General features: G+C 73.0%; 20 protein-coding genes. 6 read left to right on the top strand and 14 right to left on the bottom strand.

The window, feature by feature from the left end; genetic code table 11:
- Positions 1–42 precede the first annotated feature (42 nt).
- On the top strand, positions 43–312 hold the full coding sequence (locus tag ACZ53K_RS10090) for a hypothetical protein (RefSeq protein WP_468833616.1): 270 nt from the start codon (positions 43–45) through the stop codon (positions 310–312).
- On the opposite strand, the gene helR is transcribed toward ACZ53K_RS10090, so the two are convergent.
- A complete protein-coding gene (gene helR / locus ACZ53K_RS10085; RefSeq protein ID WP_468833613.1) occupies positions 287–2,467 on the bottom strand; it encodes an RNA polymerase recycling motor ATPase HelR in 2,181 nt (726 codons plus the stop codon). The genes ACZ53K_RS10090 and helR overlap by 26 nt on opposite strands.
- A 418-nt stretch (positions 2,468–2,885) precedes the next feature.
- Entirely contained in the window at positions 2,886–4,169 is a 1,284-nt protein-coding gene (locus tag ACZ53K_RS10080; protein ID WP_468833611.1) for a DUF6986 family protein, read from the bottom strand.
- 279 nt (positions 4,170–4,448) lie between these two features.
- Here ACZ53K_RS10080 and ACZ53K_RS10075 point away from each other — a divergent pair, with 279 nt between their 5' ends.
- Together ACZ53K_RS10075 and ACZ53K_RS10070 are read left to right on the top strand one after the other, a co-directional pair.
- Positions 4,449–8,396, top strand: a complete 3,948-nt coding sequence (locus ACZ53K_RS10075) for an nSTAND1 domain-containing NTPase (protein WP_468833609.1) — start codon at positions 4,449–4,451, stop codon at positions 8,394–8,396.
- An 84-nt stretch (positions 8,397–8,480) separates the two neighbouring features.
- The gene (locus tag ACZ53K_RS10070) at positions 8,481–8,996 is read left to right on the top strand and encodes a DinB family protein (protein ID WP_468833607.1); all 516 of its coding nucleotides are present in this window, start codon (positions 8,481–8,483) and stop codon (positions 8,994–8,996) included.
- Between the two features lie 51 nt (positions 8,997–9,047).
- On the opposite strand, the gene ACZ53K_RS10065 is transcribed toward ACZ53K_RS10070, so the two are convergent.
- Positions 9,048–10,061 carry a PP2C family protein-serine/threonine phosphatase gene (locus ACZ53K_RS10065; RefSeq protein ID WP_468833606.1) on the bottom strand — a complete coding sequence of 338 codons (1,014 nt, stop codon included), beginning with the start codon at positions 10,059–10,061 and terminating at the stop codon, positions 9,048–9,050.
- Positions 10,054–11,271, bottom strand: a complete 1,218-nt coding sequence (locus tag ACZ53K_RS10060) for an FUSC family protein (protein ID WP_468833604.1) — start codon at positions 11,269–11,271, stop codon at positions 10,054–10,056. The genes ACZ53K_RS10065 and ACZ53K_RS10060 overlap by 8 nt, the downstream gene beginning before the upstream one ends.
- A 293-nt stretch (positions 11,272–11,564) precedes the next feature.
- On the opposite strand from ACZ53K_RS10060, the gene ACZ53K_RS10055 reads away from it, so the two are divergent.
- Positions 11,565–11,783 carry a DUF5133 domain-containing protein gene (locus ACZ53K_RS10055; protein ID WP_468833602.1) on the top strand — a complete coding sequence of 73 codons (219 nt, stop codon included), beginning with the start codon at positions 11,565–11,567 and terminating at the stop codon, positions 11,781–11,783.
- 82 nt (positions 11,784–11,865) lie between these two features.
- Here the strand turns inward: ACZ53K_RS10055 and ACZ53K_RS10050 are convergent, their stop codons facing one another.
- The 6 genes from ACZ53K_RS10050 to ACZ53K_RS10025 all read right to left on the bottom strand — a co-directional run bounded on the left by ACZ53K_RS10050 (position 11,866) and on the right by ACZ53K_RS10025 (position 16,593).
- Positions 11,866–12,747, bottom strand: coding sequence for an RNA polymerase sigma factor SigF (locus tag ACZ53K_RS10050; RefSeq protein ID WP_468833600.1), 882 nt, complete (start codon positions 12,745–12,747; stop codon positions 11,866–11,868).
- Positions 12,744–13,187, bottom strand: a complete 444-nt coding sequence (locus ACZ53K_RS10045) for an ATP-binding protein (protein ID WP_468833598.1) — start codon at positions 13,185–13,187, stop codon at positions 12,744–12,746. The genes ACZ53K_RS10050 and ACZ53K_RS10045 overlap by 4 nt, the downstream gene beginning before the upstream one ends.
- Before the next feature lie 250 nt (positions 13,188–13,437).
- Positions 13,438–14,400 carry an electron transfer flavoprotein subunit alpha/FixB family protein gene (locus ACZ53K_RS10040; RefSeq protein WP_468833595.1) on the bottom strand — a complete coding sequence of 321 codons (963 nt, stop codon included), beginning with the start codon at positions 14,398–14,400 and terminating at the stop codon, positions 13,438–13,440.
- A gap of 57 nt (positions 14,401–14,457) precedes the next feature.
- The gene (locus ACZ53K_RS10035; RefSeq protein WP_468833594.1) at positions 14,458–15,246 is read right to left on the bottom strand and encodes an electron transfer flavoprotein subunit beta/FixA family protein; all 789 of its coding nucleotides are present in this window, start codon (positions 15,244–15,246) and stop codon (positions 14,458–14,460) included.
- A 273-nt stretch (positions 15,247–15,519) separates the two neighbouring features.
- Positions 15,520–16,044, bottom strand: coding sequence for a flavin reductase family protein (locus ACZ53K_RS10030; protein WP_468833996.1), 525 nt, complete (start codon positions 16,042–16,044; stop codon positions 15,520–15,522).
- A 216-nt stretch (positions 16,045–16,260) separates the two neighbouring features.
- Complete coding sequence (locus ACZ53K_RS10025; RefSeq protein ID WP_468833592.1) at positions 16,261–16,593, bottom strand: thioredoxin family protein; 333 nt, start codon at positions 16,591–16,593, stop codon at positions 16,261–16,263.
- A 331-nt stretch (positions 16,594–16,924) separates the two neighbouring features.
- On the opposite strand from ACZ53K_RS10025, the gene ACZ53K_RS10020 reads away from it, so the two are divergent.
- Positions 16,925–17,638 (top strand): lysophospholipid acyltransferase family protein, encoded by a 714-nt coding sequence (locus tag ACZ53K_RS10020; RefSeq protein ID WP_468833589.1) that lies wholly within the window; start codon positions 16,925–16,927, stop codon positions 17,636–17,638.
- A gap of 27 nt (positions 17,639–17,665) precedes the next feature.
- Here ACZ53K_RS10020 and ACZ53K_RS10015 read toward each other — a convergent pair whose 3' ends face one another.
- The 4 genes from ACZ53K_RS10015 to ACZ53K_RS10000 all read right to left on the bottom strand — a co-directional run bounded on the left by ACZ53K_RS10015 (position 17,666) and on the right by ACZ53K_RS10000 (position 21,630).
- Positions 17,666–18,268: a transglutaminase-like domain-containing protein gene (locus tag ACZ53K_RS10015; RefSeq protein WP_468833587.1), complete on the bottom strand. Its 603-nt coding sequence runs from the start codon at positions 18,266–18,268 to the stop codon at positions 17,666–17,668.
- An 88-nt stretch (positions 18,269–18,356) separates the two neighbouring features.
- Positions 18,357–19,445 (bottom strand): threonine aldolase family protein, encoded by a 1,089-nt coding sequence (locus tag ACZ53K_RS10010; protein WP_468833585.1) that lies wholly within the window; start codon positions 19,443–19,445, stop codon positions 18,357–18,359.
- A complete protein-coding gene (locus tag ACZ53K_RS10005) occupies positions 19,424–20,185 on the bottom strand; it encodes an SDR family NAD(P)-dependent oxidoreductase (protein WP_468833583.1) in 762 nt (253 codons plus the stop codon). The genes ACZ53K_RS10010 and ACZ53K_RS10005 overlap by 22 nt, the downstream gene beginning before the upstream one ends.
- Before the next feature lie 47 nt (positions 20,186–20,232).
- Positions 20,233–21,630: a DUF6421 family protein gene (locus ACZ53K_RS10000; protein ID WP_468833580.1), complete on the bottom strand. Its 1,398-nt coding sequence runs from the start codon at positions 21,628–21,630 to the stop codon at positions 20,233–20,235.
- 854 nt (positions 21,631–22,484) lie between these two features.
- On the opposite strand from ACZ53K_RS10000, the gene ACZ53K_RS09995 reads away from it, so the two are divergent.
- The gene (locus ACZ53K_RS09995; protein WP_468833579.1) at positions 22,485–23,168 is read left to right on the top strand and encodes a glycerophosphodiester phosphodiesterase; all 684 of its coding nucleotides are present in this window, start codon (positions 22,485–22,487) and stop codon (positions 23,166–23,168) included.
- The last annotated feature ends 87 nt before the right edge of the window (positions 23,169–23,255 follow it).

Below are 23,255 nucleotides of genomic sequence, written 5' to 3'. Positions count from 1 at the left end.
CGTACGTTCCTGCTGGCCCTGGGGTACCGTCTGGGCATATCCATGCGAGCAGCCCACGCCGAAGACGCGGCCCAAGGGACCCAACAGGCCAGAGCCTGCAACGAGATGATGCTCGCCGTCTGGTCGCAGGTGTGGGCGGCGAGGGATGACATGACGGACGTACCGGGGCACGGCTACCCGGACTCCATGTTCCTCACCGTGCTGCTCGAAAAGGCCGACCGGGGCGACGCCCGGCACCACCTCCGGTACGCCATCGAGAGCGCCCTGCTGGTGTTGCCGACGGAAGCTAACCGGCCGAACTCGTCAGAATGACGAGTTGCCGGGTCGCCCGGGTCATCGCGACATAGCGGTCGACGGTCCCTTCGATGCCCGTACCGAACGTCTCCGGGCCGACGAGGACGACCAGGTCGAACTCCAGCCCCTTCGACAGCTCCGGGGTCAGCGACCGGACGCGCGGCGTCGCCGTGAACGTGGGGTCGCCGATGACGCAGGCGATCCCCTCGTCGTGCGTCGCGAGCCACGCGTCGAGGATCGCGTCCCGGTCCGTGACGGGACCGTGGACCACGGGGATGCCGCTGCTGCGGATGGAGACCGGCACGTTGGCGTCCGGAAGCGCCGTCCGGATGACCGGCGCGGCCTCCGCCATGACCTCTTCGGGCGTGCGGTAGTTGATGCCCAGGGAGGCCACGTCGATCCGGTCGAGCCCGATCCGTTCGAGCCGTTCCCGCCACGACTCGGTGAAGCCGTGCCTGGCCTGGGCGCGGTCGCCGACGATGGTGAAGCTGCGGGACGGGCAGCGGAGCAGCAGCATCTGCCATTCCGCGTCGGTCAGTTCCTGTGCCTCGTCCACCACGACGTGCGCGAACGGGCCGGCCAGCCGGTCCGGTTCCGCGATGCTCAGTTCGGTCTCGTCGACCAGGCTGACCTGGGCGTCCTGACCGCGCAGCATCGTCACCAGGCCCTCGCCGTCGTCGAGGTCGGCGCCGGAGGCGGACGCGGCGTCGATCAGGTTGTCGACGACCTGCGTCATCCGCTCGCGCTGGGCGGCGAGTACGGCCGCGTGCCGGCGCTTGGTGCGGGCCGTCTCCGGGTCGCCGAGGCGCTGCCGTGCCGCGTCCAGGAGTGGCAGGTCGGACACCGTCCAGGCCTGGGGCGCCTCCTTGCGCTGGAGCTTGCGCACCTCGTCGGTGCTCAGCCAGGGAGCGCACAGCCGCAGATAGGCGGGCACCGTCCACAGGTCCGAGACCAGGTCGGCGGCTTCGAGCAGCGGCCACGCGCGGTGCAGGGTGGTGACCAGTTCCTCGTCGTACCGCAGTGCCCGCTGGAAGTCGTGGCCCGGAACGTCGCCGTCGAGCTTGTCCAGCAGGATCGCGACGAGCTCTTCCCATATCTGCTCGCGCGCCTCGTTGTGCGGAGTGCCGGGGTCCGGTGCCTCGAACGCCTCGGCCCAGTCGTCGGCGGTCAGCCGGACGTCGCCCCAGTCGGTCGAGACCGTCATCCCCCTGGTGGGCGGCTCCTCGTAGATGCCGACGGCCTTCTCGATGGCCTTCACCATGTCCGCGGTCGACTTCAGCCGGGCCGCCTCCGGGTCGTTCTCGACCGCCGCGTCGGCGCCCTCGGCGACGAGGCCGCGCAGGGTGCAGGTCTGTACGCCCTCCTCGCCGAGGCTGGGGAGGACGTCGGCGACGTAGGACAGGTACGGCTGGTGCGGGCCGACGAACAGCACGCCGCCGCGGCGGTGTCCGAGGCGGGGGTCGGAGTAGAGGAGGTAGGCGGAGCGGTGCAGCGCGACGACGGTCTTGCCGGTGCCCGGGCCGCCGTCGACGACGAGGGCGCCGCGGGAGCCCGCCCGGATGATGGCGTCCTGGTCGGCCTGGATGGTGCCGAGCACGTCCCGCATCCGGGCCGACCGGTTGCCGCCCAGGCTGGCGATGAAGGCGGAGTGGTCGTCGAGCGCGGCGTGCCCTTCGAGCCCGTCGGCGGTGAACACCTCGTCCCAGTAGTCGCTGATCCGGCCGTGGGTCCAGCGGTACCTGCGGCGGCTCGCCAGGCCCATCGGGTCGGCGTGGGTGGCTCCGAAGAACGGCTCGGCCGCCGGGGAGCGCCAGTCGACGAGCAGCCGGCGGCCCGTGCTGTCGGTGAGGCCGAGCCGTCCGACGTACACCGGCTCGGTGCCGTCCGCGCCGGCCATGTGTCCGAGGCACAGGTCCAGTCCGAAGCGGCGCAGGGCGCGCAGCCGGCCGGTCAGCCGGTGGATCTCCGTGTCCCGGTCCATCGCCTGGCGGCCGGTGCCGCCGGGCGCCTTGAGTTCGGCGTCGAGGCGGTCGGCCAGTTCGGCGATGGTCTGTTCCAGGCTCTCGGCGATGGCCGCGAAGTGCCGCTCGTCGGCCGCTGTCAGCTTCGGGTCGGCCTTGGCGGCGAGGCGGTCGGGGAGGTCGAACACACTGGTGGTGGTCAGGGGGTTCATGGCGTCAGCTCCGTTCCTGGGCCGCGGCTGCGGAGGTCTGCCGGGCGGCGGTCCGCACCTCGGCGCGAGGTGCGCGCGACCGCGGCGCGGGTCCTCCCGCCGGTTCGCCGTCACCGCACGTCCCATACACCGACATCAACACACGCACTACGTGTATCTCCTATTTCCGCAGGTTCTGGCCTAGGCCAGAGATTCTGCGGTACGACCGGGGCCTTGCCGCAAGCCCCCCTGTGCGCTATAAGTTAAGAGTGGCAAGGAGTGCGAGACTCCTTGCCTTTGTTTTTTGGCGGTCGCGCTCCGGGCGGTGGCGTTCGGTTCGGACGCCGGTGATCTGGTCCCCGGGTACACCAACGCGGCGTACGACGTGGTCGTACGCCGCTGGTGAGGCGCGTCGCCGGGGTGGGTCAGACGGCGTGGTTCAGACGGCGGGCGCCGGCCGTCCCGCGAGGGCGTCGAGGTCGGCGCGGGTGAGCCCGGTCAGGCGGGCGACCTCGGCGATGTCGACGGCGCCGCAGTCCAGACCGCGCAGCAGGTGGCCGCTGAGCGCCTTGGCGGTCGCGGGCTCGTCCAGCACATCGCCGCCCGCCTTGTTCACGTACGCGGCCAGCCGGGCCGCGGCCTGCTCCAGGCCCTCGCGGTAGAAGGTGTAGACGGCGGCGTAGCGGGTGGGCAGGTGGGCGGGGTGCATGTCCCAGCCCTGGTAGTACGCGCGGGCCAGCGAGCGGCGTACGAGGCCGTGGTGCAGCCGCCAGGCGTCGTGGACCCGGGTGGTCGCGCCGACCGGGAGGACGTTGGTCGAGCCGTCGGAGAGGCGGACGCCGGTGCCCGCCGCGGCGACCTGCATCACGGCCTTGGCGTGATCGGCCACCGGGTGGTCCGGCGACTGGTGGGCGGCGCTCACGCCGCAGGAGGCGCTGTAGTCGAAGGTGCCGTAGTGCAGGGAGGTGGCGCGGCCCTCGGCGGCCTCGATCATGCGGGCGACGGTGGCGCGGCCGTCGGCGCCCAGGATGGACTGGGTGGTCTCGATCTGGATCTCGAACCCGATCCGCCCGGCGGGCAGGCCGTGGGTCTTCTCGAACGCCTCCAGCAGCCGCACCATCGCGGTGACCTGCTCGGCGTAGGTGACCTTGGGCAACGTCAGCACCAGGCCGTCCGGGAGGCCGCCGGCCGCCATCAGACCGGTCAGGAAGATGTCCAGGGTGCGGATGCCGCGGTCGCGGACGGCCGCCTCCATGCACTTCATGCGGATGCCCATGCAGGGCGCCGCGGTGCCGTCCCGGTAGGCGGCCGCGACGAGGACGGCGGCGCGCGCGGCGGCCGCGTCCTCCTCGGCGTCCGGGCGCGGGCCGTACCCGTCCTCGAAATCGATACGCAGGTCCTCGACGGGCTCGCGCTCCAGCTTGGCCCGTACCCGCTCGTACACGGGCTCGGCCAGTTCGCCGGGAATGCCCAGGACGCCGGCGAACGCCTCCGCGTCCGGGGCGTGTTCGTCGAGCGCGGCGAGGGCGGCGTCGCCCCATGCACGGATGGTGCCGGCGGTGAACACGTCGCCGGGGACGTAGACCGTGTGGACCGGCTGCCGGGTGCCGGGGTCGCCCGGGTAGCGCCGCGCGAGGTCCGCGTCGACGTCCGCGAGAGCGGCTCCGATCCCCTCGCGTACGGTGTCCGCGAGACTCGTCGCCACCGTCTCGTGCTGCCCCATCCGGCACCCTCCCAGTGCTCGCGCCCACCACCTGGGCTTCAACTTTTCCGTTGTACGGAATCAACAATCCGTAGAGCGAAGTTATCCGGGCCGAGTTCGCAGGTCAACACCCTCCGGGGCCAGACCGGGGCCCGGACCGAGGGCCAGACCGGGGCGAAGTCGGCGGAGCGGCCCATGGGGAGCGTTCCCCATGACGCGCGCCGCACGTCCGCGCCCCGCGCGCCCCGTTTCACCCCTTTCGGTGCTTCTTCCGTCTTCACCGGCCGGACCGGAACGCCCGTGCGTAACATCACCGGCGCGGTGCGGGCGGCCCTGGCCTCCCGGCCGCCCGCACGAGGCGTGGGGGACGGTATGCCGGAGGAGTTCGGGGACGCGCTGCGGCGGCTGCGGCGGGAGAAGGAGGTCTCCCTCCGGACCCTGGCGCAGCTGGTGCACTACAGCAAGGGTTATCTCAGCAAGATCGAGAACGGCGAGAAGCCGCCGACCGGTGATGTCGCCCGCCGCTGCGACGCGGCCCTGACCGGGGACGGCACCCTTGCCCGGCTGCTGTCCGCGCGCACGCCCGGCGACCGCTGCCCGTATCCCGGCCTGGCCGCCTACACCGCCGACGACGCCCCCTGGTTCTTCGGCCGCGAACGCGCCACCGCCGCGCTGGTCGGCCGCCTCGCCGAGCGTCTGGAGGCCGCGGGCCCGCTGATCGTCGCGGCCCCGTCCGGCGCCGGCAAGTCCTCGCTGCTCCGGGCCGGCCTGCTGCCCGCGCTGCGCGCCGGGGCCCTGCCCGGCTCCCGGCACTGGGCGGTCCGCGCCCTGACGCCCGGCGCGCATCCGCTCACCGAACTGGCCACGGCACTGGCCGGACCGGCGTCGGCGGATCCGGGGGCGGCCCCGGAGTCAGCGGCGGCCCAGGACCCGGTCACCACGCCCGCGGCCGCCGCCATCGCCGCCGCCGCGGACGACCTCGCCGACGCGCCCGAACACTGCCCCGCCGCCGTCCGCGCCGCCCTCGGCCCCCACCCACGCCTGGTCCTCGTCGTCGACCAGTTCGAGGAGGTCTTCACCGCCTGCGAGGACCCGCGCGAACGGCGGGCGTTCGTCGCGGCGCTGTGCGCGGCCGCCCGAGACGCCCCGTGCGCCGTGGTCCTCTGCGTACGCGCCGACTTCTACGGCCAGTGCCTGGACCACCCGCCGCTCGCCCCGGCCCTGTCCGCCGGAATCTTCGCGCTGCGGCCCATGTCCGTACCCGAAGTGCGCGCGGCGGTCACCGGGCCCGCGCGGGCGGCCGCGCTGGAGCTGGAACGGGGCCTGGAAGAACTGCTCCTGTCCGATCTGGGCATCCACGAGGACGACGGCCCGGTGGCCGGCGGCGCGCTGCCGCTGCTGGCGCACGCCCTGCTCGCCACCTGGCAGCAGCGCAGCGGCCGCACCCTCACCGTCGCCGGTTACCGCCTGACCGGCGGCCTGCACGGCGCCGTCGCCACCACCGCCGAGCGGGTGCACGCCGAACTGGACCCGGCCGAGCGGCGGGCCGCGCGGCAGGTGCTGCTACGGCTGGTGCAGGTCGGCGAGATCGCGGGCGAGACGCGCCGCCGCGTCCCGCACGAGCGGCTGCTGGAGCACCTGCCGGACCCGGAGAAGACCGCCGCCGTGATCGACGTCTTCGTACGCGCCCGGCTGCTGACCCTGGACGCGGACACCGTGGAGATCACCCACGAGGCGCTGCTGCGGGCCTGGCCGCGGCTGCGCGGCTGGATCCGGGCCGACCGGGCGGGGCTCGTCGTCCATCAGCGGCTCTCCGAGGCGGCCGGGGCGTGGAAGCGGGAGGGGCGGGAGGCGGCGGGGCTGTATCGGGGCACGCGGCTGGCGGTGGCCCGCGAATGGGCCGGGCAGCAGGGCGAAACCGCCGGGCTCAGCCCGCTGGAGGAGGAGTTCCTGCAAGCGTCGCAGACGCGCGAGGCGGCCGCGGCGCGGGCCGACCGCCGCCGGGTGCGACGGCGTCGCAGGCTCGCGGGCACCCTGGCCGTGCTGCTCGTCCTCGCCCTGTGCGCGGGCGTGCTGGCGGTGCAGCAGTGGCGTACGGCGGAGTCCGGCCGCCTCGACGCGTACGCCGGTGAACTGGCCGCCCGCTCCGGCCAGGTGGCGACCGGGCAGCCCGAGGCGGCCATACTGCTCGCCGCCGAGGCGTACCGGCTGCGCCCGTCCCCCGCCTCCCGCAGCGCGCTGCTGAGCACCCAGGCGCGGCCGTTCGCGGGCCGCCTGACGGGCCACCAGGGCCCGGTCAACGCCGCCGCGTTCAGCCCGGACGGGCGGCTGCTGGCCGGTGGCGCCTCGGACGGCACGGTACGGCTCTGGGACCCGCGCACCCGCCGCCCGCTGGGCACCGCGATCCGGGCGGCCGCGGCGCGCATTCGCGGGGTGGCTTTCAGCCCGGACGGCCGGCTGCTCGCGGCGGGCGCCTCGGACGGTTCGGTACGGGTGCGGGACACCGGCCGCGGGGCCCCGGCCGCCACCGTGCCCGGCGAGGGCCCCGGCGGCGAGGTGGCCTTCGCGCCGGCCGGTGCGGGCACGGGCACACGAGCGGATACCGCCGGTACGGACGCACGAGCAGCCACAACCGGCCCGCCCCGCGCCCAGATCCTCGCCGCCACCGGCCCCGGCGGCAGCGTCACCCTCTGGGAGACGCCCCGGATGCGGGCGGCGGCCCGGCTGCCCGGCCGGGGAGGCGGCGCGAGCGGCAAGGTCGCGTTCAGCCCGGACGGGCGGCTGCTGGCCCGCGGCGACGGCAACGGGCGGCTCCGGGTGTGGCGGCTGCCGCCCTCGCTGACCGCGTCCGCGCCCGGCAGCGCCCTGTCCGACGCCGACCGCCCCTCCTCCCCCACCGTGCTGGCCGACCGCTCCGGGCACGGCAACGGAGCCGTGGCCGTGGCCTTCAGCCCGGACAGCGCGACGCTGGCGGTCGGCGGCACGGACCGTACGGTGACGCTGTACGACACCCGCAGCATGACCGTCATCGGCCGCCTCACCGGCCACAATGACGACGTCAACGCGCTGGCGTTCTGCCCCGACGGCGACACCCTCGCGTCCGCTTCCGGCGACGGCTCCGCGCGCCTGTGGGAGGTCGCCACCCGCCGTACCGTCGCCGCCTTCACCGGACACAGCGACTATGTGCTCACCGTCGCCTTCTCCCCGGACGGCCGCACCCTGGCCACCGGCAGCTTCGACCGGACCCTCACCCTGTGGGTGCCGGCCGGCGCTGCGCTGACCGCCCGGCCGGTGTCCGGCCGGTCCGCCGTCGCCTTCGCCCCCGGCGGGCGGCGGCTGGCCGCGGCGGGCGTCGACGGCTCGGTGCAGCGGTGGGACGTGCGGTCCCGTGCACAGCTGGGACCGCCGTTGCGCGGCCATCACGGCCCGGTGCGCGGGCTGGCCTACAGCGGGGACGGCAGGACGTTCGCGACCGCCGGCGCCGACGGGACCGTACGGCTGTGGGACGCGGTCCGCGGCACCCCCACGGGACTCCTGACGGGCTCGCGCGGCGCGGTGTTCGCGGTCGCCTTCGCTCCCGGCGGGCGGCGGCTGGCGGGGGCGAGCGAGGACGGCACGGTCCGGCTGTGGGACCTCGCTCGGGGCGGCTCGACCGTCCTGACCGGGCACGACGACTTCGTCAACGGCGTGGCGTTCAGCCCGGACGGGCGGCTGCTGGCCAGCGCGAGCGACGACCGTACTGTACGGCTCTGGGACGCCGCCACCCGCCGCCCGGTCGCCGTCCTGCGCGGGCACACGGGCGCGGTGTGGGCGCTGGCCTTCAGCGCGGACGGCCGCACGCTGGCTTCGGCGGGCAACGACCGTACGGTGCGCCTGTGGGACGTCCGGCGGCACCGCGCCACCGGTGTACTGCGCGGCCACACGGGTTCGGTGCGCGGTATCGCCTTCGCGCCGCGCGGGCGGCGGCTGGCCACGGCCGGCTTCGACGGCACCGTACGCGTCTGGGACACGGCCGCCCGTACGCAGACCGCCACCCTGACCGGGCACACCGACGTGGTGTGGTCGGTGGCCTACGCGCCGGACGGCCGGACGTTGGCGAGCACCGGCGCGGACGGCTCCGTACGCCTGTGGGACCTGGACGCACGCCGGGTGGCCGGGCGTGTCTGCCCGCTGGTCGGCAGGACCGGGCCCGCGCGCTGGCGGGAACTGCTGCCCGATGTCCCCTATGACCCGCTCTGCGATCACTGACGCCGCAAAGTACCAAGCCCGGTACGGAAACTCCCGCGCATAAACCTGTGGCGTTCCCGATCATGCCGGGTGACACTCTCCCGCATGACATGGATCGCACCCCAAGTTGACCGCCGTAAAGAGCCGTACGTGGCGGACGAACGCGCAATGCTGCAGGGCTGGCTGGACCGGCACCGTGACACCCTGTTGGCCAAGTGCGCCGGCCTCACTCCGGAACAGCTGGTCAGGGCGAGCGCCGAGCCGTCGAACCTGACGCTGCTCGGCCTGGTCCGGCACATGGCGGACGTGGAGCGCGCCTGGTTCCGGCAGCGCACCGCGGGCCAGAAGATCGGCAGCCTTTACTTCACGGAGGAGCAGCCGGACGCGGACTTCGAGGTGCTCGACACCGCCGGGGCCGAGGAGGCGTTGGCGGTACTGCGCGCCGAGTGTGACGCCGCAGACCAGGCCGTGGCGCACCGCGGCCTGGACGACACCTTCAAGATGCCGGACGGCCGGACCATCAGCCTCCGGTGGGTGTACGTCCACATGATCGAGGAGTACGCGCGGCACAACGGACACGCGGACCTGCTGCGCGAACGGATCGACGGGGTGACGGGGTGACGGGGTAACAGGCCGGCAAGGCCCGTCGGGCCACCGGCGGGCCCGCGCGGATCACCCCGGTACGTGTCCGTGAACCCGGTCGACGACGAGCAGCGCGGCATCGTCCGCCGGCCTTCCGCCCGTGTGCCGGACCAGGTCGGCGCGGAGCCCGTCCACCAGATCGTCCAGCGGCGCGGCGGCCCGTTCACCGACCCGTTCGGCGAACGGCTGGAAGCGCCCCGCCGCGTCCCGTGCCTCCGTGAACCCGTCGGTGAGCAGCAGCAGCCGCTCCCCCGCCCGGAACGGCAGCGTCTGGACCGTGTGCCCGGCCCCCACCAGGTCGGCCATGCCGATGGGGGCACCGGGCCGCTCCGGCGGGCAGGCGCGTACCTGTCCGCCGGAGATCAGCAGCGGTTCGGGGTGCCCGCAGTGGACCACCCGGGCCACCGGTTCGGCGGGGATCTCCACCAGCAGGGCGGTGGCGAATCGTTCCGGCGTCTCCGCGCCCGGCAGCCGCGCGATGTGCCGTCGCGCGTCGCACTCCAGCCGCCGGGCCACCTCCGTCAACTGCTCCTCCTCGTACGCCGCTTCGCGGAAGGAGCGCAGCAGCAGCGCCGACGCCTCGACTGCGAGCATGCCTTTGGCCCGTACGTCGCCGATGAGCAGGCGAGTGCCGTACGGGCTGCGTACCGCGTCGTAGAGATCGCCACCACTGCGCGGCGCGGTCCGCGCCGGGAGGTAGGTGCCGCGCAGGCGCAGGTCCCCGATCCGCCCGGGGAGCGGCCTCAGCAGGACCCGCTGCGCGGTCGCGGCCGACGTGTCGGACCGGTTCCGCGCGCGCTGTCGCCGCCGCCGTACCCCACCGCCTGCGAGGGCCGTCGGCACGGCGGCCAGCGCCATGCACGCAGCCGCCGTGGACAGTGGCCCGGACGGTAGCCGTCGGGGTGTCGGCGCACCGGTCGACAGGGACACCACGGCCAGGACGAACAGCACGAAGGCAACGACGAACAGCGCGCGCGGCAGCAGGGCCAGGGCTCGGCGCCGCGCGCTGTTCCGGCCGAAGCCCAGAGCCGACCCCCTACGCATGGGCGTCCTCCCTGGCTACGGAGGCCGATTCGGCGGCGATGGCAGTCCGGCCGCGGGCGGGTCGCGCCGTGCGGCTCCGCCCACCCGCCACGTCGTACAGGGCCCGGTCGAGCAGCATCAGGAGGCGGCACTCGGCCACCCGGGCATCCAGACTGGCGTGCCGGACGCCGCACCGCTCAGCCAGTTCCCGCCACACCCGGCGGGTCGCCGGCAGGACGGGGTGCGGGCTGCCACCCCGGCAACCGCGGACACAGAGCGCCAGGCAGGTCAGCAGGCGGGCGCAGCCGGTCCGGAACTCCCGGTCCCATGCGTCCGCCTCCGCCGCTCCGTCCGGACCTGGGCCGTGCACCTCCGCGGCAGGGCGTTCCGCCGCGAGGTCGTCGAGCGCGCCGACGACCGCTTCCGCATCGTGCGCGACGCGCTCCAGGCTTTCCAGTACCTTGCGGTCCAAGTGCCAGACCGTGTTCCGGTTCCGCGCGCGCACGTTCCAGCGCAGGCTCTCGTGTGCCTGGCCAAGCGCGCTGCGCGCGTCGGCAATGGTGTCGGCCAGACGGGTACGCCACTGCGGGTCGAGGCCATCGTCGGGGCACCGTGCTTCACGTACCGCCGAGGCCACGCCGCCCAGCACACTGGCCAGTTCGTCCCGCAAGCGGTCCAGGGCGTCCTCCGCGGCCCGCAGCCGCAGCGGCGGGGGCAGCAGGGCGTTGAAGAGGACCGCGACGGCGATGCCCACCCCGATCTCCAGCAGGTGCGGCAGGATCTGCCCCGCGTGGCTCGGCCCGAGCAGCAGGACGAACACCGCGGTGATCGGTACGTGCAGTCCGTGCGCGCCGAGCCGTTCGTGCCCCGCGGCCAGAAGGGACAGCAGCAGTACGGCGCTCATGCTCAGCCACGTCGGCCCGACGAGGACCGCGGCGGGCAGGGCGATCAGGGCGCCGAGCGTGCACCCGGCCGCGTACTGGAGGCCCGCCGTACACGAGCGGAACACCGTCGGGTGGACGACCAGCAACGCGGCGACGACTGCCGGGCCGGGCTGCGGCGTCTCCCACACACTGCGGCACAGTTGCCAGGCCAGAGCCGCCGCCACACTGGCCCGGACGGCGACCAGCCACCGGACCGCCCAAGGTCCGTCACGTATCCGCGCCAGCCCCACCACCACCAGCGCGGCACCCGTCCGGCGCCCGCGCGGCACTGTGTTCTCCTCCCGCACGTGCACCCCTTTCCTCCGCGCTACGGAACCGGCAGCCGCGGTCTTCGCTGACGGCCGCCGAACCCGTGTCTTGTCCGCTGCGACTTCCGGCTATGCGGCCCTTGACGAGGAATTGTGGCCAGGGCGCGAAATGGTGCCCTTCGGCTGCGCCGGACAGGAGAAGGTCCCGTTTATCAGGGGACGAAAGTCCCGCCGCTTCCCCCGCCCGCGGGGCACCGGGAAAGCAGCAGTCCGGCGGCGGGACATTCCATGGCGCGGCGCCCGATCCTCCACCACGCGAAAAGGGAAGAATCATGCGACTGATCAATTACGACGTACTGCGGGACCTCGTCCACGAACACCACCGCCTTACCCGGCACGGCTTCCCGGCCCGCGAAGAGGAATCCGTCCGCCTGGCGGACCTGTCCTACACCCTCGGCGTCTACACGGGTCACCGCGACCCCGCCGCCGCCCTCCGCGAAGCCCGCCGCCTGCTGCGCGCGCACGACGCCGAGTACCGTCGGGCGGCCTGAGGAATCGTTTCGGCCCGCCTCCTGCCGGGAGCAGGAGGCGGGCCGAAGCGCGTCGTGGGGCCCGGTCGGCGACCGGTGCCCCTCAGCTCCCCTCCAGCATCCCCTCGCGCAGACCGGCGAGAATGCGGGTGAGGAGACGGGAGACCTGCATCTGGGAGATGCCGAGGGTCTTGCCGATTTCCGTCTGGGTGAGTTCGGCGCCGAATCTCAGGTGCAGGATGTGCCGGTCGCGTTCCGCCAGGCCGTCCAGCAGGGGTTTGAGTGCTTGCACGTTCTCCGCCTTTTCCAGGTCGGGGTCCTCGCTGCCCAAGTGGGCGGCGAGCGTCCGGCCGGCGGAAGGCGTGTCACCGTCCTCCGGTGGGGTGTCGAGGGAATCGGCGGAGTAACCGTTTCCCGCGTACAGGCCCTCGATGACGTCTTCCTGGTCCACTTCCAGGTGCTGGGCGAGTTCCGCGGTGGTGGGCGCCCGGTTCAGTTCGTGTGCGAGTTTCTCGCGGGCCCTGGCCAGGTCGATACGGAGTTCCTGGAGCCGGCGCGGCACGTGGACCGCCCAGCTGGTGTCGCGGAAGTACCGTTTGATCTCCCCGACGATGTACGGGACGGCGAAGGCGCTGAACGGCGTCCCGCGCGAGAGGTCGAACCGGTCGATCGCCTTGATCAGCCCGATGGTCCCGACCTGGACCATGTCCTCGGTCTCCTCGGCGCGGCTGCGGAACCTGCGGACCGCGTAGTGCACCAGGGACAGGTTCATCTCGACCAGGCAGTCGCGCGCGTACCGGTGGGCCGGGTCGTCCTCGGGCAGTCCGGCCAGCCGTTCGAAGAACAGCTGGGACATCTCGCGGGCGTCCTGCGGGGTGATCGCGCCGGCGTCCGTCAGCTCGGGCAGCCCGGCGGGGCCGGTCGCGGGTCTCTCGCGTACGGGTGCGGAGCCGGTCAGCACGTCGGCTGCGAGGTCGGTCGTCACGCGCTCACCTGCTCACGGCCGGCGCCCGAGCGCGGGTGGCGCACACGGAACCACACCCACTTCCCGGAGCGCGTCCGGTCGAAGCCCCAGCCGTCCGCGAGCGCCCCCAGCACCTCCAGGCCGCGGCCGTCCTCGGACAGCGCCCCGTCCTGGGCGGCGGTGGTCATCGGCACCGTACGGGCGGTGTCCCGGACCGCCGCGAAGAGGCTGCCGTCCGCCTCCCCGATCAGCATCAGCGGGATGTCGGGCGCGGCGGAGTGCCGTACGGCGTTGGCCACCACCTCGGACAGGCAGGTCTGGCCGTCTCCGAGCGCATAGCGGTCGGGGTCCAGGACGGCGCAGACCGACTCGCGGGCCAGGCGGGCCGCCTGCGGGCTGGTCGGCAGGCGCATCCGCAGGGCGCGTACGGAGGTGTCGGCGGGGGCTTGGGGCTGGGGCATCGTGCGGGGCTTCCCTTCGGCCGCAGTCGGGTTCCGGCACCCTCGGTGTGCCCGCCGGGCAGCGCGAAACCCGGGGCTTACGTCCCCGGGTGCGGGACGTAAGCCCCGATGTCCGTTCAGGAAACGAGGTGGGACGTGGGCCCCGGTGCCCGCGCACAACCTGCCGCAGACAGGCCCAGGGCCCGTACGCGGCGGCGTACGGGCCCTGGGCTCGGCACTGGCACGGCACGGGGTCCCCGTGCCCGGCGGGTCAGCCCTTGCGGGTCTTGACCTCGTCGGTGAGGGCCGGGACGACCTCGAACAGGTCGCCGACCACGCCGTAGTCGACCAGGTCGAAGATCGGCGCCTCGGCGTCCTTGTTGATGGCGACGATGGTCTTCGAGGTCTGCATACCGGCGCGGTGCTGGATCGCGCCGGAGATGCCCGCCGCGATGTACAGCTGCGGCGAGACGGACTTGCCGGTCTGGCCGACCTGGTTGGTGTGCGGGTACCAGCCCGCGTCCACCGCGGCGCGCGAGGCGCCGACGGCCGCGCCGAGCGAGTCGGCGAGCGCCTCGATGACCGGGAAGTTCTCGGCGCCGTTGACGCCGCGGCCACCGGAGACCACGATCGCGGCCTCGGTCAGGTCCGGGCGGCCGGTGGACTCGCGCGGGGTGCGCGAGACGATCTTGGTGCCCTTGGAGGTGTCGGCGACGGTCACCGCGAGCTGCTCGACCGTACCGGCGGCCGGCGCGGCCTCCGGGGCGGCGGAGTTGGGCTTGACGGTGATGACCGGGGTGCCCTTGGTGATGCGGGACTTGGTGGTGTACGAGGCCGCGAAGACGGACTGGGTGGCCACCGGGCCCTCGTCGCCGGCCTCCAGGTCGACGGCGTCGGTGATGATGCCGGAGCCGATGCGCAGCGCGAGGCGGGCGCCGATCTCCTTGCCCTCGGCGGAGGACGGCAGCAGCACGGCGGCCGGGGAGACGGCCTCGTACGCGGCCTGGAGCGCGTCGACCTTCGGCGCGACCAGGTACTCGGCGAACTCCGGCGCGTCGGCGGCCAGGACCTTCACCGCGCCGTGCTCGGCGAGCGTGGCGGCGGCGGTGTCGGCTCCGGGGCCGAGGTGCACGGCGACCGGCTCGCCGATGCGGCGGGCGAGGGCGAGCAGTTCGAGGGTGGGCTTGCGGACGGCGCCGTCCACGTGGTCGACGTAGACAAGGACTTCAGCCATGGGATTGCTCTCCTGCGGGAAAAGTGAGGGCGGTGGTGAGGACGGGGTTCCGGGGGCTCAGATGAACTTCTGGCCCGCGAGGAACTCGGCGAGCTGCTTGCCGCCCTCGCCCTCGTCCTTGACGATCGTGCCCGCGGTGCGGGCGGGACGCTCGGCCGCTTCCTCGACCTTGGTCCAGGCACCCTCCAGGCCGACCTCGTCCGCCTCGATGTCCAGGTCGTCCAGGTCCAGGGACTCCACCTTCTTCTTCTTGGCGGCCATGATGCCCTTGAAGGAGGGGTAACGGGCCTCGCCGGACTGGTCGGTGACCGACACGACGGCCGGCAGCGACGCCTCCAGCTGCTCGGTGGCGGTGTCGCCGTCCCGGCGGCCCTTGACGGTTCCGTTCTCGACGGAGACCTCGGACAGCTGGGTCACCTGCGGTACGCCCAGGCGCTCCGCGAGCAGCGCGGGCAGCACGCCCATGGTGCCGTCGGTGGAGGCCATGCCGCAGACGACCAGGTCGTAACCGGTCTTCTCGACGGCCTTGGCAAGTACGAGGGAGGTGCCGAGCGCGTCGGTGCCGTGCAGGTCGTCGTCCTCGACGTGCACGCCCTGGTCGGCGCCCATCGACAGGGCCTTGCGCAGCGCGTCGCTGGCGTCCTCGGGGCCGACGGTCAGGACGGTGATCTCGGCGTCGCCGTCGGCGGCTTCCTTGATCTGCAGGGCCTGCTCGACCGCGTACTCGTCGAGCTCCGAGAGCAGGCCGTCCACGTCGTCGCGGTCGACGGTCAGGTCCTCGGCGAAGTGCCGGTCGCCGGTGGCGTCGGGCACGTACTTCACACAGACAACGATCCTCAGGCTCACGCCGGCTCTCCTACCTGCTTCGACTCTTCCGAACTGCCTTGTGCTGGCAGCATAGGCGCCTGTTGGGGCGGCTTCCGGCCGGATGGGTTCCCCGCGCCGACCGAAATATTACTCGCCAGTACATCCACCCCATTCCCCGGAAGCAAGGCCGTTGAACTGTGACGTTGCCAACGGACACGGAAGGGGCACAGGGGACCGCCGTACGGAACCGGCGGGTCGCGCGAAGCGTTGAGACGGCGGCGCGGCGGACGGCCGCGCCCGCACCGGCGCGACTCAGTCGCGCAGCGCGTTGAAGCGGCCCCCGTGGTAGAGGAGCGGGCGGCTGCGGCCCGCCGTCCCCGCGTAGCCCTCCGGGTCCCCCTCGACGACCTGGCCGAGCACGATCCGGTGGTCACCGGCGGGCACCCGGGCCACCACCTCGCAGACCAGCCAGGCCAGCACCCCGTCCAGCAGCGGCACGCCGTGCGGGCCGGGGCGCCAGGAGGTCGGCGCGGCGAAGCGGTCGGCGCCGCTCCGCGCGAAGGTGGCGGCCAGGTCCTGCTGGTGCTCGCCGAGTATGTGGACGCCGATGTGCCCGGCCTCGGAGACCGCCGGCCAGCTGGAGGAGCCGGTGCTGATGCCGAAGGAGAGCAGCGGCGGATCGGCGGCCACCGAGGTCAGCGAGGTGGCAGTGAAGCCGGCCGGGCGGGCGCCGGGCGCGGTGATCACGGCGACGCCGGCGGCGTGCTGCCGGAAGACGGAGCGCAGCAGGTCGGGGGTGGCGGAACGGGGCGTACCGAGGTCGGCCGGTGCCGTCATGGAGATGTCCTTCTGCCGTGGTGTACGGGCCGGAGCGGCGCCGTCGCCGGCGCGGCCGAGATCGTCGCTGCTCACGCGCCAGGACAGCGCGCGCCGACGGTGCGCCGGAGGGCCGCGTACGCGCGTGCGCGCTCGTGAAGGAGGGAGCCTGACCGCATGACGTCACCCTGACGATGCGTGCACCGGACAGTCAAGTGACGCCGGGCTTCTGGGAGATCAATCACGGACGGCGTCCCCCAGCGCGGCGATGACATCGGCCCTGCGGGGCTGCCCGGTCGCGCGGCGCACCACCGTGCCGTCCCCGTCGAGCACCAGCACGGTGGGCGTGCGCTCGATCCGCAGCGTCCGCACCAGGTCCAGGTGCGCCTCCGCGTCGATCTCGACATGGGCCACGCCGTCCACCATGCCCGCCACCTCGGCCAGGGTGCGCCGGGTGGCCCGGCAGGGCTGGCAGAAGGCGCTGGAGAACTGGACGAGCGTGGCCCGCTCCCCCAGTCCGGCGCCCACCTCGGCGGCACCCAGCCGCGTCCCCACGTCCTGCCCTCGCACCCGTCGCCCTCCCGTAGCGGCGGTACGCGGCGCACCGGAACACCCGTCGCACGGGCGCGGCGCCGCGCACCATCGGTTCTGTCGTCGACCGGTGCAGCGCCCACGGGGCCGGATTCATTCCCGCCGTCCGCACGAGCGAGGTGTACCTTCTGCTGCACAGGGCAACTGCACGTTGTGACCGCCACGTGACGAGAATCTCCCGGCAGCGGGGGCCCGTACGGTAGCCGCCGGGCCGCCGATCGGGCACGATCTCCCGAAAGCCACATACTTACGGCTGCGTAACGTCTTCGCCGGGAGAACCCTCCCCAGGCACAGAAAAGGGGTCCCCGACATGGCAGAGCTCGTCTATCCGCCCGTCATCGGCGCCGCCCGCACGGCGTTCAAAGCGCTCGACCTGAAGTTCGACATCGCCGGGGCCGACAACATTCCCCGGCGCGGCGGCGCGGTACTGGTGAGCAACCACATCGGATATCTCGACTTCATCTTCTGCGGCCTGGCCGCCCGGCCCGCCAAGCGCCTGGTGCGCTTCATGGCCAAGGAGTCGGTCTTCCGGCACAAGGTGTCGGGTCCGCTGATGCGCGCGATGAAGCACATCCCGGTGGACCGTACGCAGGGCGTGCACGCCTACAAGCACGCGCTCGGCGCGCTGCGCGGCGGCGAGATCATCGGTGTCTTCCCGGAGGCGACGATCTCGGAGTCCTTCACGCTGAAGACGTTCAAGTCGGGCGCGGCCCGGCTGGCGCAGGAGGCGGGGGTGCCGCTGCTGCCGATGGCGCTGTGGGGCACCCAGCGGCTGTGGACCAAGGGGCACAAGCGGGATCTGGGCCGCAACCACTTCCCCATCACCATCCGGATCGGCGAGCCGGTCGAGGCCTCGCCGGACGAGCAGACGGAGAAGATCACCGACCGGCTGCGGTCCCGTGTGCAGGATCTGCTGGAGGCGGCGCAGCGCGCGTACCCGGTACGTCCCAAGGGGCCGGACGACACCTGGTGGGTCCCGGCGCACCTCGGCGGCACGGCTCCGGCGCCCGGCGCGACCGCCTAGGACGGCCGCTCGGCCGGCGAGCCGAGGTCACGTCCGGCGCGCCTCGGGCATCGCCAGGGCCGTGGGGAGCAGCTGCCACAGGTGGGGCCGGTCGACGGCCTGTTGGAGGCAGTGCAGCACGGCGGGGTGCGGTTCGGCGAACAGCACCGGGTAGTCCACTTCATCGAACTCCGGGCGGACGGGCCAGGCCAGTTGCTCCCGTTCGAGGCGGAACTGCGCGTCGACACCCGGTTTGTTCCCGCGCGGGTCCTGCCGCGCCCAGCGCCGTTCGCCCGGCAGCTTGAGCGCGATCAGGCCGTGCGCGGTGTCCAGCTTCTGGTAGCACAGAGCCGCCGGGATCCCCTCGGCCCGCAGCAGGGCCGCCAGGGCGTGCGACTTGGCGAAGCAGATGCCGGTGCGCTGCTCCAGGACGTCGGAGGCGCGCCAGGTGACCCGCGGGTCGCCGGAGTCCGCGCTGTGCGGGATCGTGTCGCGGACGTACGCGAATGCCGCCTTGGCGTATGCGTATGCGTCCGGGGCTGATGCGCGCAGTTCCTGCGCGGTGTCCCGGACGACGGCATGGTCGTGATCGATCACCGTGTCCGCGGCCAGGTAGGCGGAGATTTCGGGCTCGTGCTGGATCAGTTCCATGGGGAGCGAGCGTAGCGATGCGCCCGACCGGGAGCCAATGATTTTCCGAGCGGGCGCATAGTAATACAGCTACAGCTCCGGGTACGGGCTAGCGGCCCATCTCCTCGCGCAGGGCGGTCACCATGCCGTCCACGTCCTCCTCCGTCGTGTCGAAGGAGCACATCCAGCGGACATCGCCCGCCGCCTCGTCCCAGAAGTAGAAGCGGTAGCGCTTCTGGAGCCGCTCGGTGACGTCGTGCGGCAGCCGCGCGAAGACGGCGTTGGCCTGGACGGGGTAGAGGATCTCCACACCGTCGACCTCGCGGACGCCGGCGGCGAGCCGCTGGGCCATGCTGTTGGCGTGCCGGGCGTTGCGCAGCCACAGGTCGCGGGCGAGCAGCGCCTCCAACTGCACGGATATGAAGCGCGCCTTGGAGGCGAGCTGCATGGACATCTTGCGTATGTGCTTCATCGCCCGCACCGCGTCCGGGTTGATGACCACCACGGCCTCGCCGAACAGGGCCCCGTTCTTGGTGCCGCCGAAGGACAGCACGTCCACGCCGACCGCGTTCGTGAACGCCCGCATCGGAACGTCCAGCGACGCCGCCGCGTTGGCGATCCGTGCCCCGTCGAGGTGCACCAGCATGTTGCGCTCGTGGGCGTGCTCGCAGATGGCCCGCACCTCGTCGGGGGTGTAGACCGTGCCCAGCTCGGTGTTCTGGGTGATCGAGACGACCTGCGGCATGGCGCGGTGCTCGTCGTCCCAGCCGTACGCCTCGCGGTCGATCAGTTCCGGGGTGAGCTTGCCGTCCTCGGTCGGTACGGTCAGCAGCTTCAGCCCGCCGACCCGTTCCGGTGCGCCGCACTCGTCCACGTGGATGTGCGCGCTGCCGGCGCAGATCACCGCGCCCCAGCGGTCGGTCATCGCCTGGAGGGCGACGACGTTGGCACCGGTGCCGTTGAAGACCGGGAACGCCTCGACGGTCTGCCCGAAGTGACTGCGGACGGTCCGCTGGAGGGCTTCGGTGTACTCGTCCTCGCCATAGGCGACCTGGTGGCCGCCGTTGGCGAGGGCGATCGCCGCCAGCACCTCCGGGTGCGCACCCGCGTAGTTGTCACTGGCGAAGCCGCGCACCGTCAGGTCGTGGCGACGCCGGGCGTCGGTCTGCCGTTCGGTCACGCTTCGGGGGTCAGCCACAGACGCTGTCCATTCACTTTCTGGGCGGGCCGCTCCCAGACGCCACTGACGGCCTGGGCCAGGTCCTTGACGTCCGTGAAGCCCGCGAACTTGGCATTCGGGCGCTCGGCGCGCATCTGGTCGTTGACGAGCGCCTTGACGACCAGGATGGCAGCCGCCGCCTTCGGGCCGTCCTCGCCCCCCGACTTGCGGAAGGCGTCGCCGAGGGCAAGCGTCCAGGCCTCGGCCGCCGCCTTGGAGGCGGCGTAGGCGGCGTTGCCGGCGGTCGGCTTGCTCGCGCCGGCCGCGCTGACCAGCAGGAACCGGCCGTTGCCGGAGCGCTCCAGGGGACCCTGGAAGGCGAGCGAGGTGTGCTGGACCGTACGGATGAGCAGCTTCTCCAGCAGCTCCCAGTCGGCGAGGTCGGTCTCCGCGAAGGAGGCCGAGCCGCGCCAGCCGCCGACCAGGTGCACCAGGCCGTCGATCCGGCCGAACTCCTTCTCCGTCCGGTCCGCCCAGGCGCGGGTCGCGTCCAGGTCCAGCAGGTCCACGGTGTCGCCGGTGACGGTGGCGCCGCCGTGCGCGTACCGCGCGGCGTCGACGGCCTCCGCCAGCCGAGCGGCGTCCGCGTCGGACCCGACCACGGTCGCCCCCGCCTCGGCGAGCCGCAGCAGCGTGGCCCGCCCGGCGGGACCCGCGGCCCCGGCCACCGCGATGACCGCACCTTCCAGTGTTCCCTGGCCGTTCGTCGCAGTACTCATGTTCCTCGTCTCCTCGTGCTCCGGCCTGCCCTGTGTACCGCCGGCGCTCACACCGCCACCAGTACGTCGCTTCCGGCGGTGATGCCCTTGGTGGAGGCAATCACGCCGCGCAGTTTCTTGGCGAGGGCCTCGTAGAACATGCTGAGCGGGAACTCGTCCGGCAGAACGTCGTCGACCAGCTTGCGCGGCGGCTTGTCGAGGTCGAGCGCGTCGGGGCCCTTGGCCCAGACGGAGCCGGGGTGCGGGGCGAGGTAGGTGGAGACGAGGTCGTACGCGGCGAACCAGTGGACCAGCTTGGGGCGGTCGATGCCGTCCCGGTAGAGCTTCTCGATCTCGCCGCACAGCTGGTTGGTGACCTGCGGGGCGCGTTCCCAGTCGATGTGGAGGGTGTTGTCCGTCCAGCGTACGACGTCGTGCTTGTGCAGGTAGGCGAAGAGCAGCTGGCCGCCGAGGCCGTCGTAGTTGCGCACCCGGTCACCGGTGACCGGGAAGCGGAACATCCGGTCGAAGATGACCGCGTACTGGACGTCGCGGGCCTGGCGGAAGCCTTCGGCCTCCAGCTTGACGGCCTCCTTGAAGGCGGTCAGGTCGCAGCGCAGCTCCTCCAGGCCGTACATCCAGAACGGCTGCCGCTGCTTGATCATGAAGGGGTCGAACGGCAGGTCGCCGTGGCTGTGGGTGCGGTCGTGGACCATGTCCCAGAGCACGAAGGCCTGCTGGCAGCGGTCCTGGTCGGCGAGCATCTCGCGGATGTCGCCGGGCAGTTCGACGCCCAGCGTCTCGACGGCGGCCTCGCTCACCCGGCGGAAGCGGGCGGCCTCACGGTCGCAGAAGATGCCGCCCCAGGTGAAGCGCTCGGGCGCCTCGCGCACGGCGATGGTCTCCGGGAAGAGGACGGCGGAGTTGGTGTCGTACCCGGCGGTGAAGTCTTCGAAGGTGATGCCGCAGAACAGCGGGTTGTCGTAGCGGGTGCGCTCCAGCTCCGCCAGCCACTCGGGCCAGACCATGCGCAGCACGACCGCCTCGAAGTTGCGGTCCGGGTTGCCGTTCTGCGTGTACATGGGGAAGACGACCAGGTGCTGGAGGCCGTCGACGCGGTGTCCCGCGGGCTGGAAGGCCAGCAGGGAGTCGAGGAAGTCGGGCACGGCGAAGCCGCCGTCGGCCCAGCGGCGCAGGTCCGACACGAGCGCCAGGTGGTAGGCGGCGTCGTGCGGGAGGAGCGGAGCCAGCTCCTCGATGGCCGATATGGCGCGCTCGACCTCGCGCCGGACGGTGTCGGCGGCGGGCGCGCCCTCGGCGTCGAGGTCGATCGAGCCGTCCTTGGACTGCCATGGGCGGATGGCCTCGATGGCGTCCTTGAGCACCGGCCAGGCCGGATGCGCGACCACACGCTCTGCGGTCCCGATGCCCCCCGGGGCACCCACAGGCGAAAGAATTTCCGTCATGACTACCCTCCGGCAGGAGATCCTGTTGTGCGGACACGGTATCCAGGGGCCGTTCGTCACCTCAAGAGCCTCAAGGAAAAATTTTCCACTCCATCCCCATGGTTACGAACTTTTTTCCTGTCCGCAGAAGAAGAGGCAGAAGTTTCTGTCTGCCGGGCTCACACCTGCCGCGCTTCCTCCAGCACGTACCCCGGAATGATCGCCTCATCCGGCGAAGCGCGGCGGACCCACGCGCGGGGACGGCCGTCGGACCCCGGCGGACGGCCGGATCCGGTCGAATCCCGTCCGCCCGTCGCGCCGCTCCCGTACGGCACCGTCCCGTACGGACCACCGCGCACACCCGGCGACCGGGCCCGCCAACTGGGATCGAGGGGCACCCGGCCCCCGCGGCGAGCCTCCCGCACTCCCCCGCGCCCACGCACCGCGCCTGACCGGTTCCTGTCACTCCGGCCCGCCACGCGGCCCGCCAGGGGCGCCGGGCACCGCTCCGGCGGCCCGCCGCGTCAGCGTACGGAGGACTCGCCCACGCACGAGTGAGCCGTTTTCCGGTCCGGCGCCCCGGGCGAAGGGGGCGCCGGGCTCCGGAGCGCGCCCGCCGCCGGGCGCCCGGCCGCCGCGCGCCCCCGGTCCGCCCGGATTTCCCAGTCCCGGCGGGAGTGGCCGCGAGCCTGGCAAGTCCCCGTTCCGGCCACGTCGGAGCGCTGTCCGACATCGGTTCCGCCGGTCCGGGGGCCCGTTAGGCTGTGCGCCGTTTCGAGAGTGCAGCCGGTGGGCCCGCGCTCGGCACAGGTCCGGCGGCCGTGGCCCACGGCCGGTACCGGTCTGCCGGCACCCCCGACAGAAACGAGGCAGCCTTGTCCTTTCTCACCATCGGACACCGCGGGATGATGGGCGTCGAGCCGGAGAACACCCTGCGCTCGTTCGTCCGCGCCGAACGCGAAGGTCTCGACGTCATCGAGCTGGACCTGCACCTGAGCAAGGACGGCGCGCTCGTGGTCATGCACGACGCGGACGTGGACCGCACGACCGACGGGACCGGGCCGGTCGCCGACCGCACCCTGGCGGAACTGCGCGACCTGGACGCTGGCGACGGCGAGCGGGTCCCGGTGTTCGAGGAGATCGTGGACGCGGTGCGGGCGCCGCTCCAGGCGGAGATCAAGGACGCGGCCGCCGCCCAGGCGCTGGCGGAGGTGCTGCGCGCCCGCGACCTGACCGCCCGGGTCGAGGTGATCTCCTTCCACGACGAGGCGCTGGTCACGGTCGCCCGGCTGCTGCCCGGCGTACGGACCGCGCTGGTCGCCGAGCACTACGGCCTCGACGTGGTGGACCGCGCGCGGGCGGTGGGCGCCACGGCACTCTCTCTTGACATCCGCCGGCTCACCCTGGAGCTGGTGGAACGCGCGCACACCGCGGGCCTGCGCGTCCTCGGCTGGACCGTCAACACCCACGACCAGCTCCGGCTCAGCCGCGGCCTGGGGCTGGACGGCGTGGTGACCGACTTCCCCGAGATCCGCCGGGCGGTGCGGTTCACGGCCTGAGGCGCGGCGTGGCCCGGGGGGGGGGGGGGGGGGGGGGGGGGGGAGGGGGGGAAGGGGGGGGTGCTCTGCGACCCACCCTCTACCCTC

This window comes from Streptomyces sp. NPDC033221, assembly GCF_055577005.1.
The sequence above is the reverse complement of the archived record's forward strand: the minus strand, read 5'-3'. Positions and strand labels throughout refer to the sequence as shown.

What these genes read in the sequence shown, in the direction of transcription:
- ACZ53K_RS10090 (WP_468833616.1), top strand. Translation starts at nt 43, where the DNA reads ATGCGAGCAGCCCACGCCGAAGACGCGGCCCAAGGGACCCAACAGGCC.
- helR (WP_468833613.1), bottom strand. Translation starts at nt 2,467, where the DNA reads ATGAACCCCCTGACCACCACCAGTGTGTTCGACCTCCCCGACCGCCTC.
- ACZ53K_RS10080 (WP_468833611.1), bottom strand. Translation starts at nt 4,169, where the DNA reads ATGGGGCAGCACGAGACGGTGGCGACGAGTCTCGCGGACACCGTACGC.
- ACZ53K_RS10070 (WP_468833607.1), top strand. Translation starts at nt 8,481, where the DNA reads ATGACATGGATCGCACCCCAAGTTGACCGCCGTAAAGAGCCGTACGTG.
- ACZ53K_RS10065 (WP_468833606.1), bottom strand. Translation starts at nt 10,061, where the DNA reads ATGCGTAGGGGGTCGGCTCTGGGCTTCGGCCGGAACAGCGCGCGGCGC.
- ACZ53K_RS10055 (WP_468833602.1), top strand. Translation starts at nt 11,565, where the DNA reads ATGCGACTGATCAATTACGACGTACTGCGGGACCTCGTCCACGAACAC.
- ACZ53K_RS10045 (WP_468833598.1), bottom strand. Translation starts at nt 13,187, where the DNA reads ATGCCCCAGCCCCAAGCCCCCGCCGACACCTCCGTACGCGCCCTGCGG.
- ACZ53K_RS10040 (WP_468833595.1), bottom strand. Translation starts at nt 14,400, where the DNA reads ATGGCTGAAGTCCTTGTCTACGTCGACCACGTGGACGGCGCCGTCCGC.
- ACZ53K_RS10030 (WP_468833996.1), bottom strand. Translation starts at nt 16,044, where the DNA reads ATGACGGCACCGGCCGACCTCGGTACGCCCCGTTCCGCCACCCCCGAC.
- ACZ53K_RS10020 (WP_468833589.1), top strand. Translation starts at nt 16,925, where the DNA reads ATGGCAGAGCTCGTCTATCCGCCCGTCATCGGCGCCGCCCGCACGGCG.
- ACZ53K_RS10015 (WP_468833587.1), bottom strand. Translation starts at nt 18,268, where the DNA reads ATGGAACTGATCCAGCACGAGCCCGAAATCTCCGCCTACCTGGCCGCG.
- ACZ53K_RS10005 (WP_468833583.1), bottom strand. Translation starts at nt 20,185, where the DNA reads ATGAGTACTGCGACGAACGGCCAGGGAACACTGGAAGGTGCGGTCATC.
- ACZ53K_RS10000 (WP_468833580.1), bottom strand. Translation starts at nt 21,630, where the DNA reads ATGACGGAAATTCTTTCGCCTGTGGGTGCCCCGGGGGGCATCGGGACC.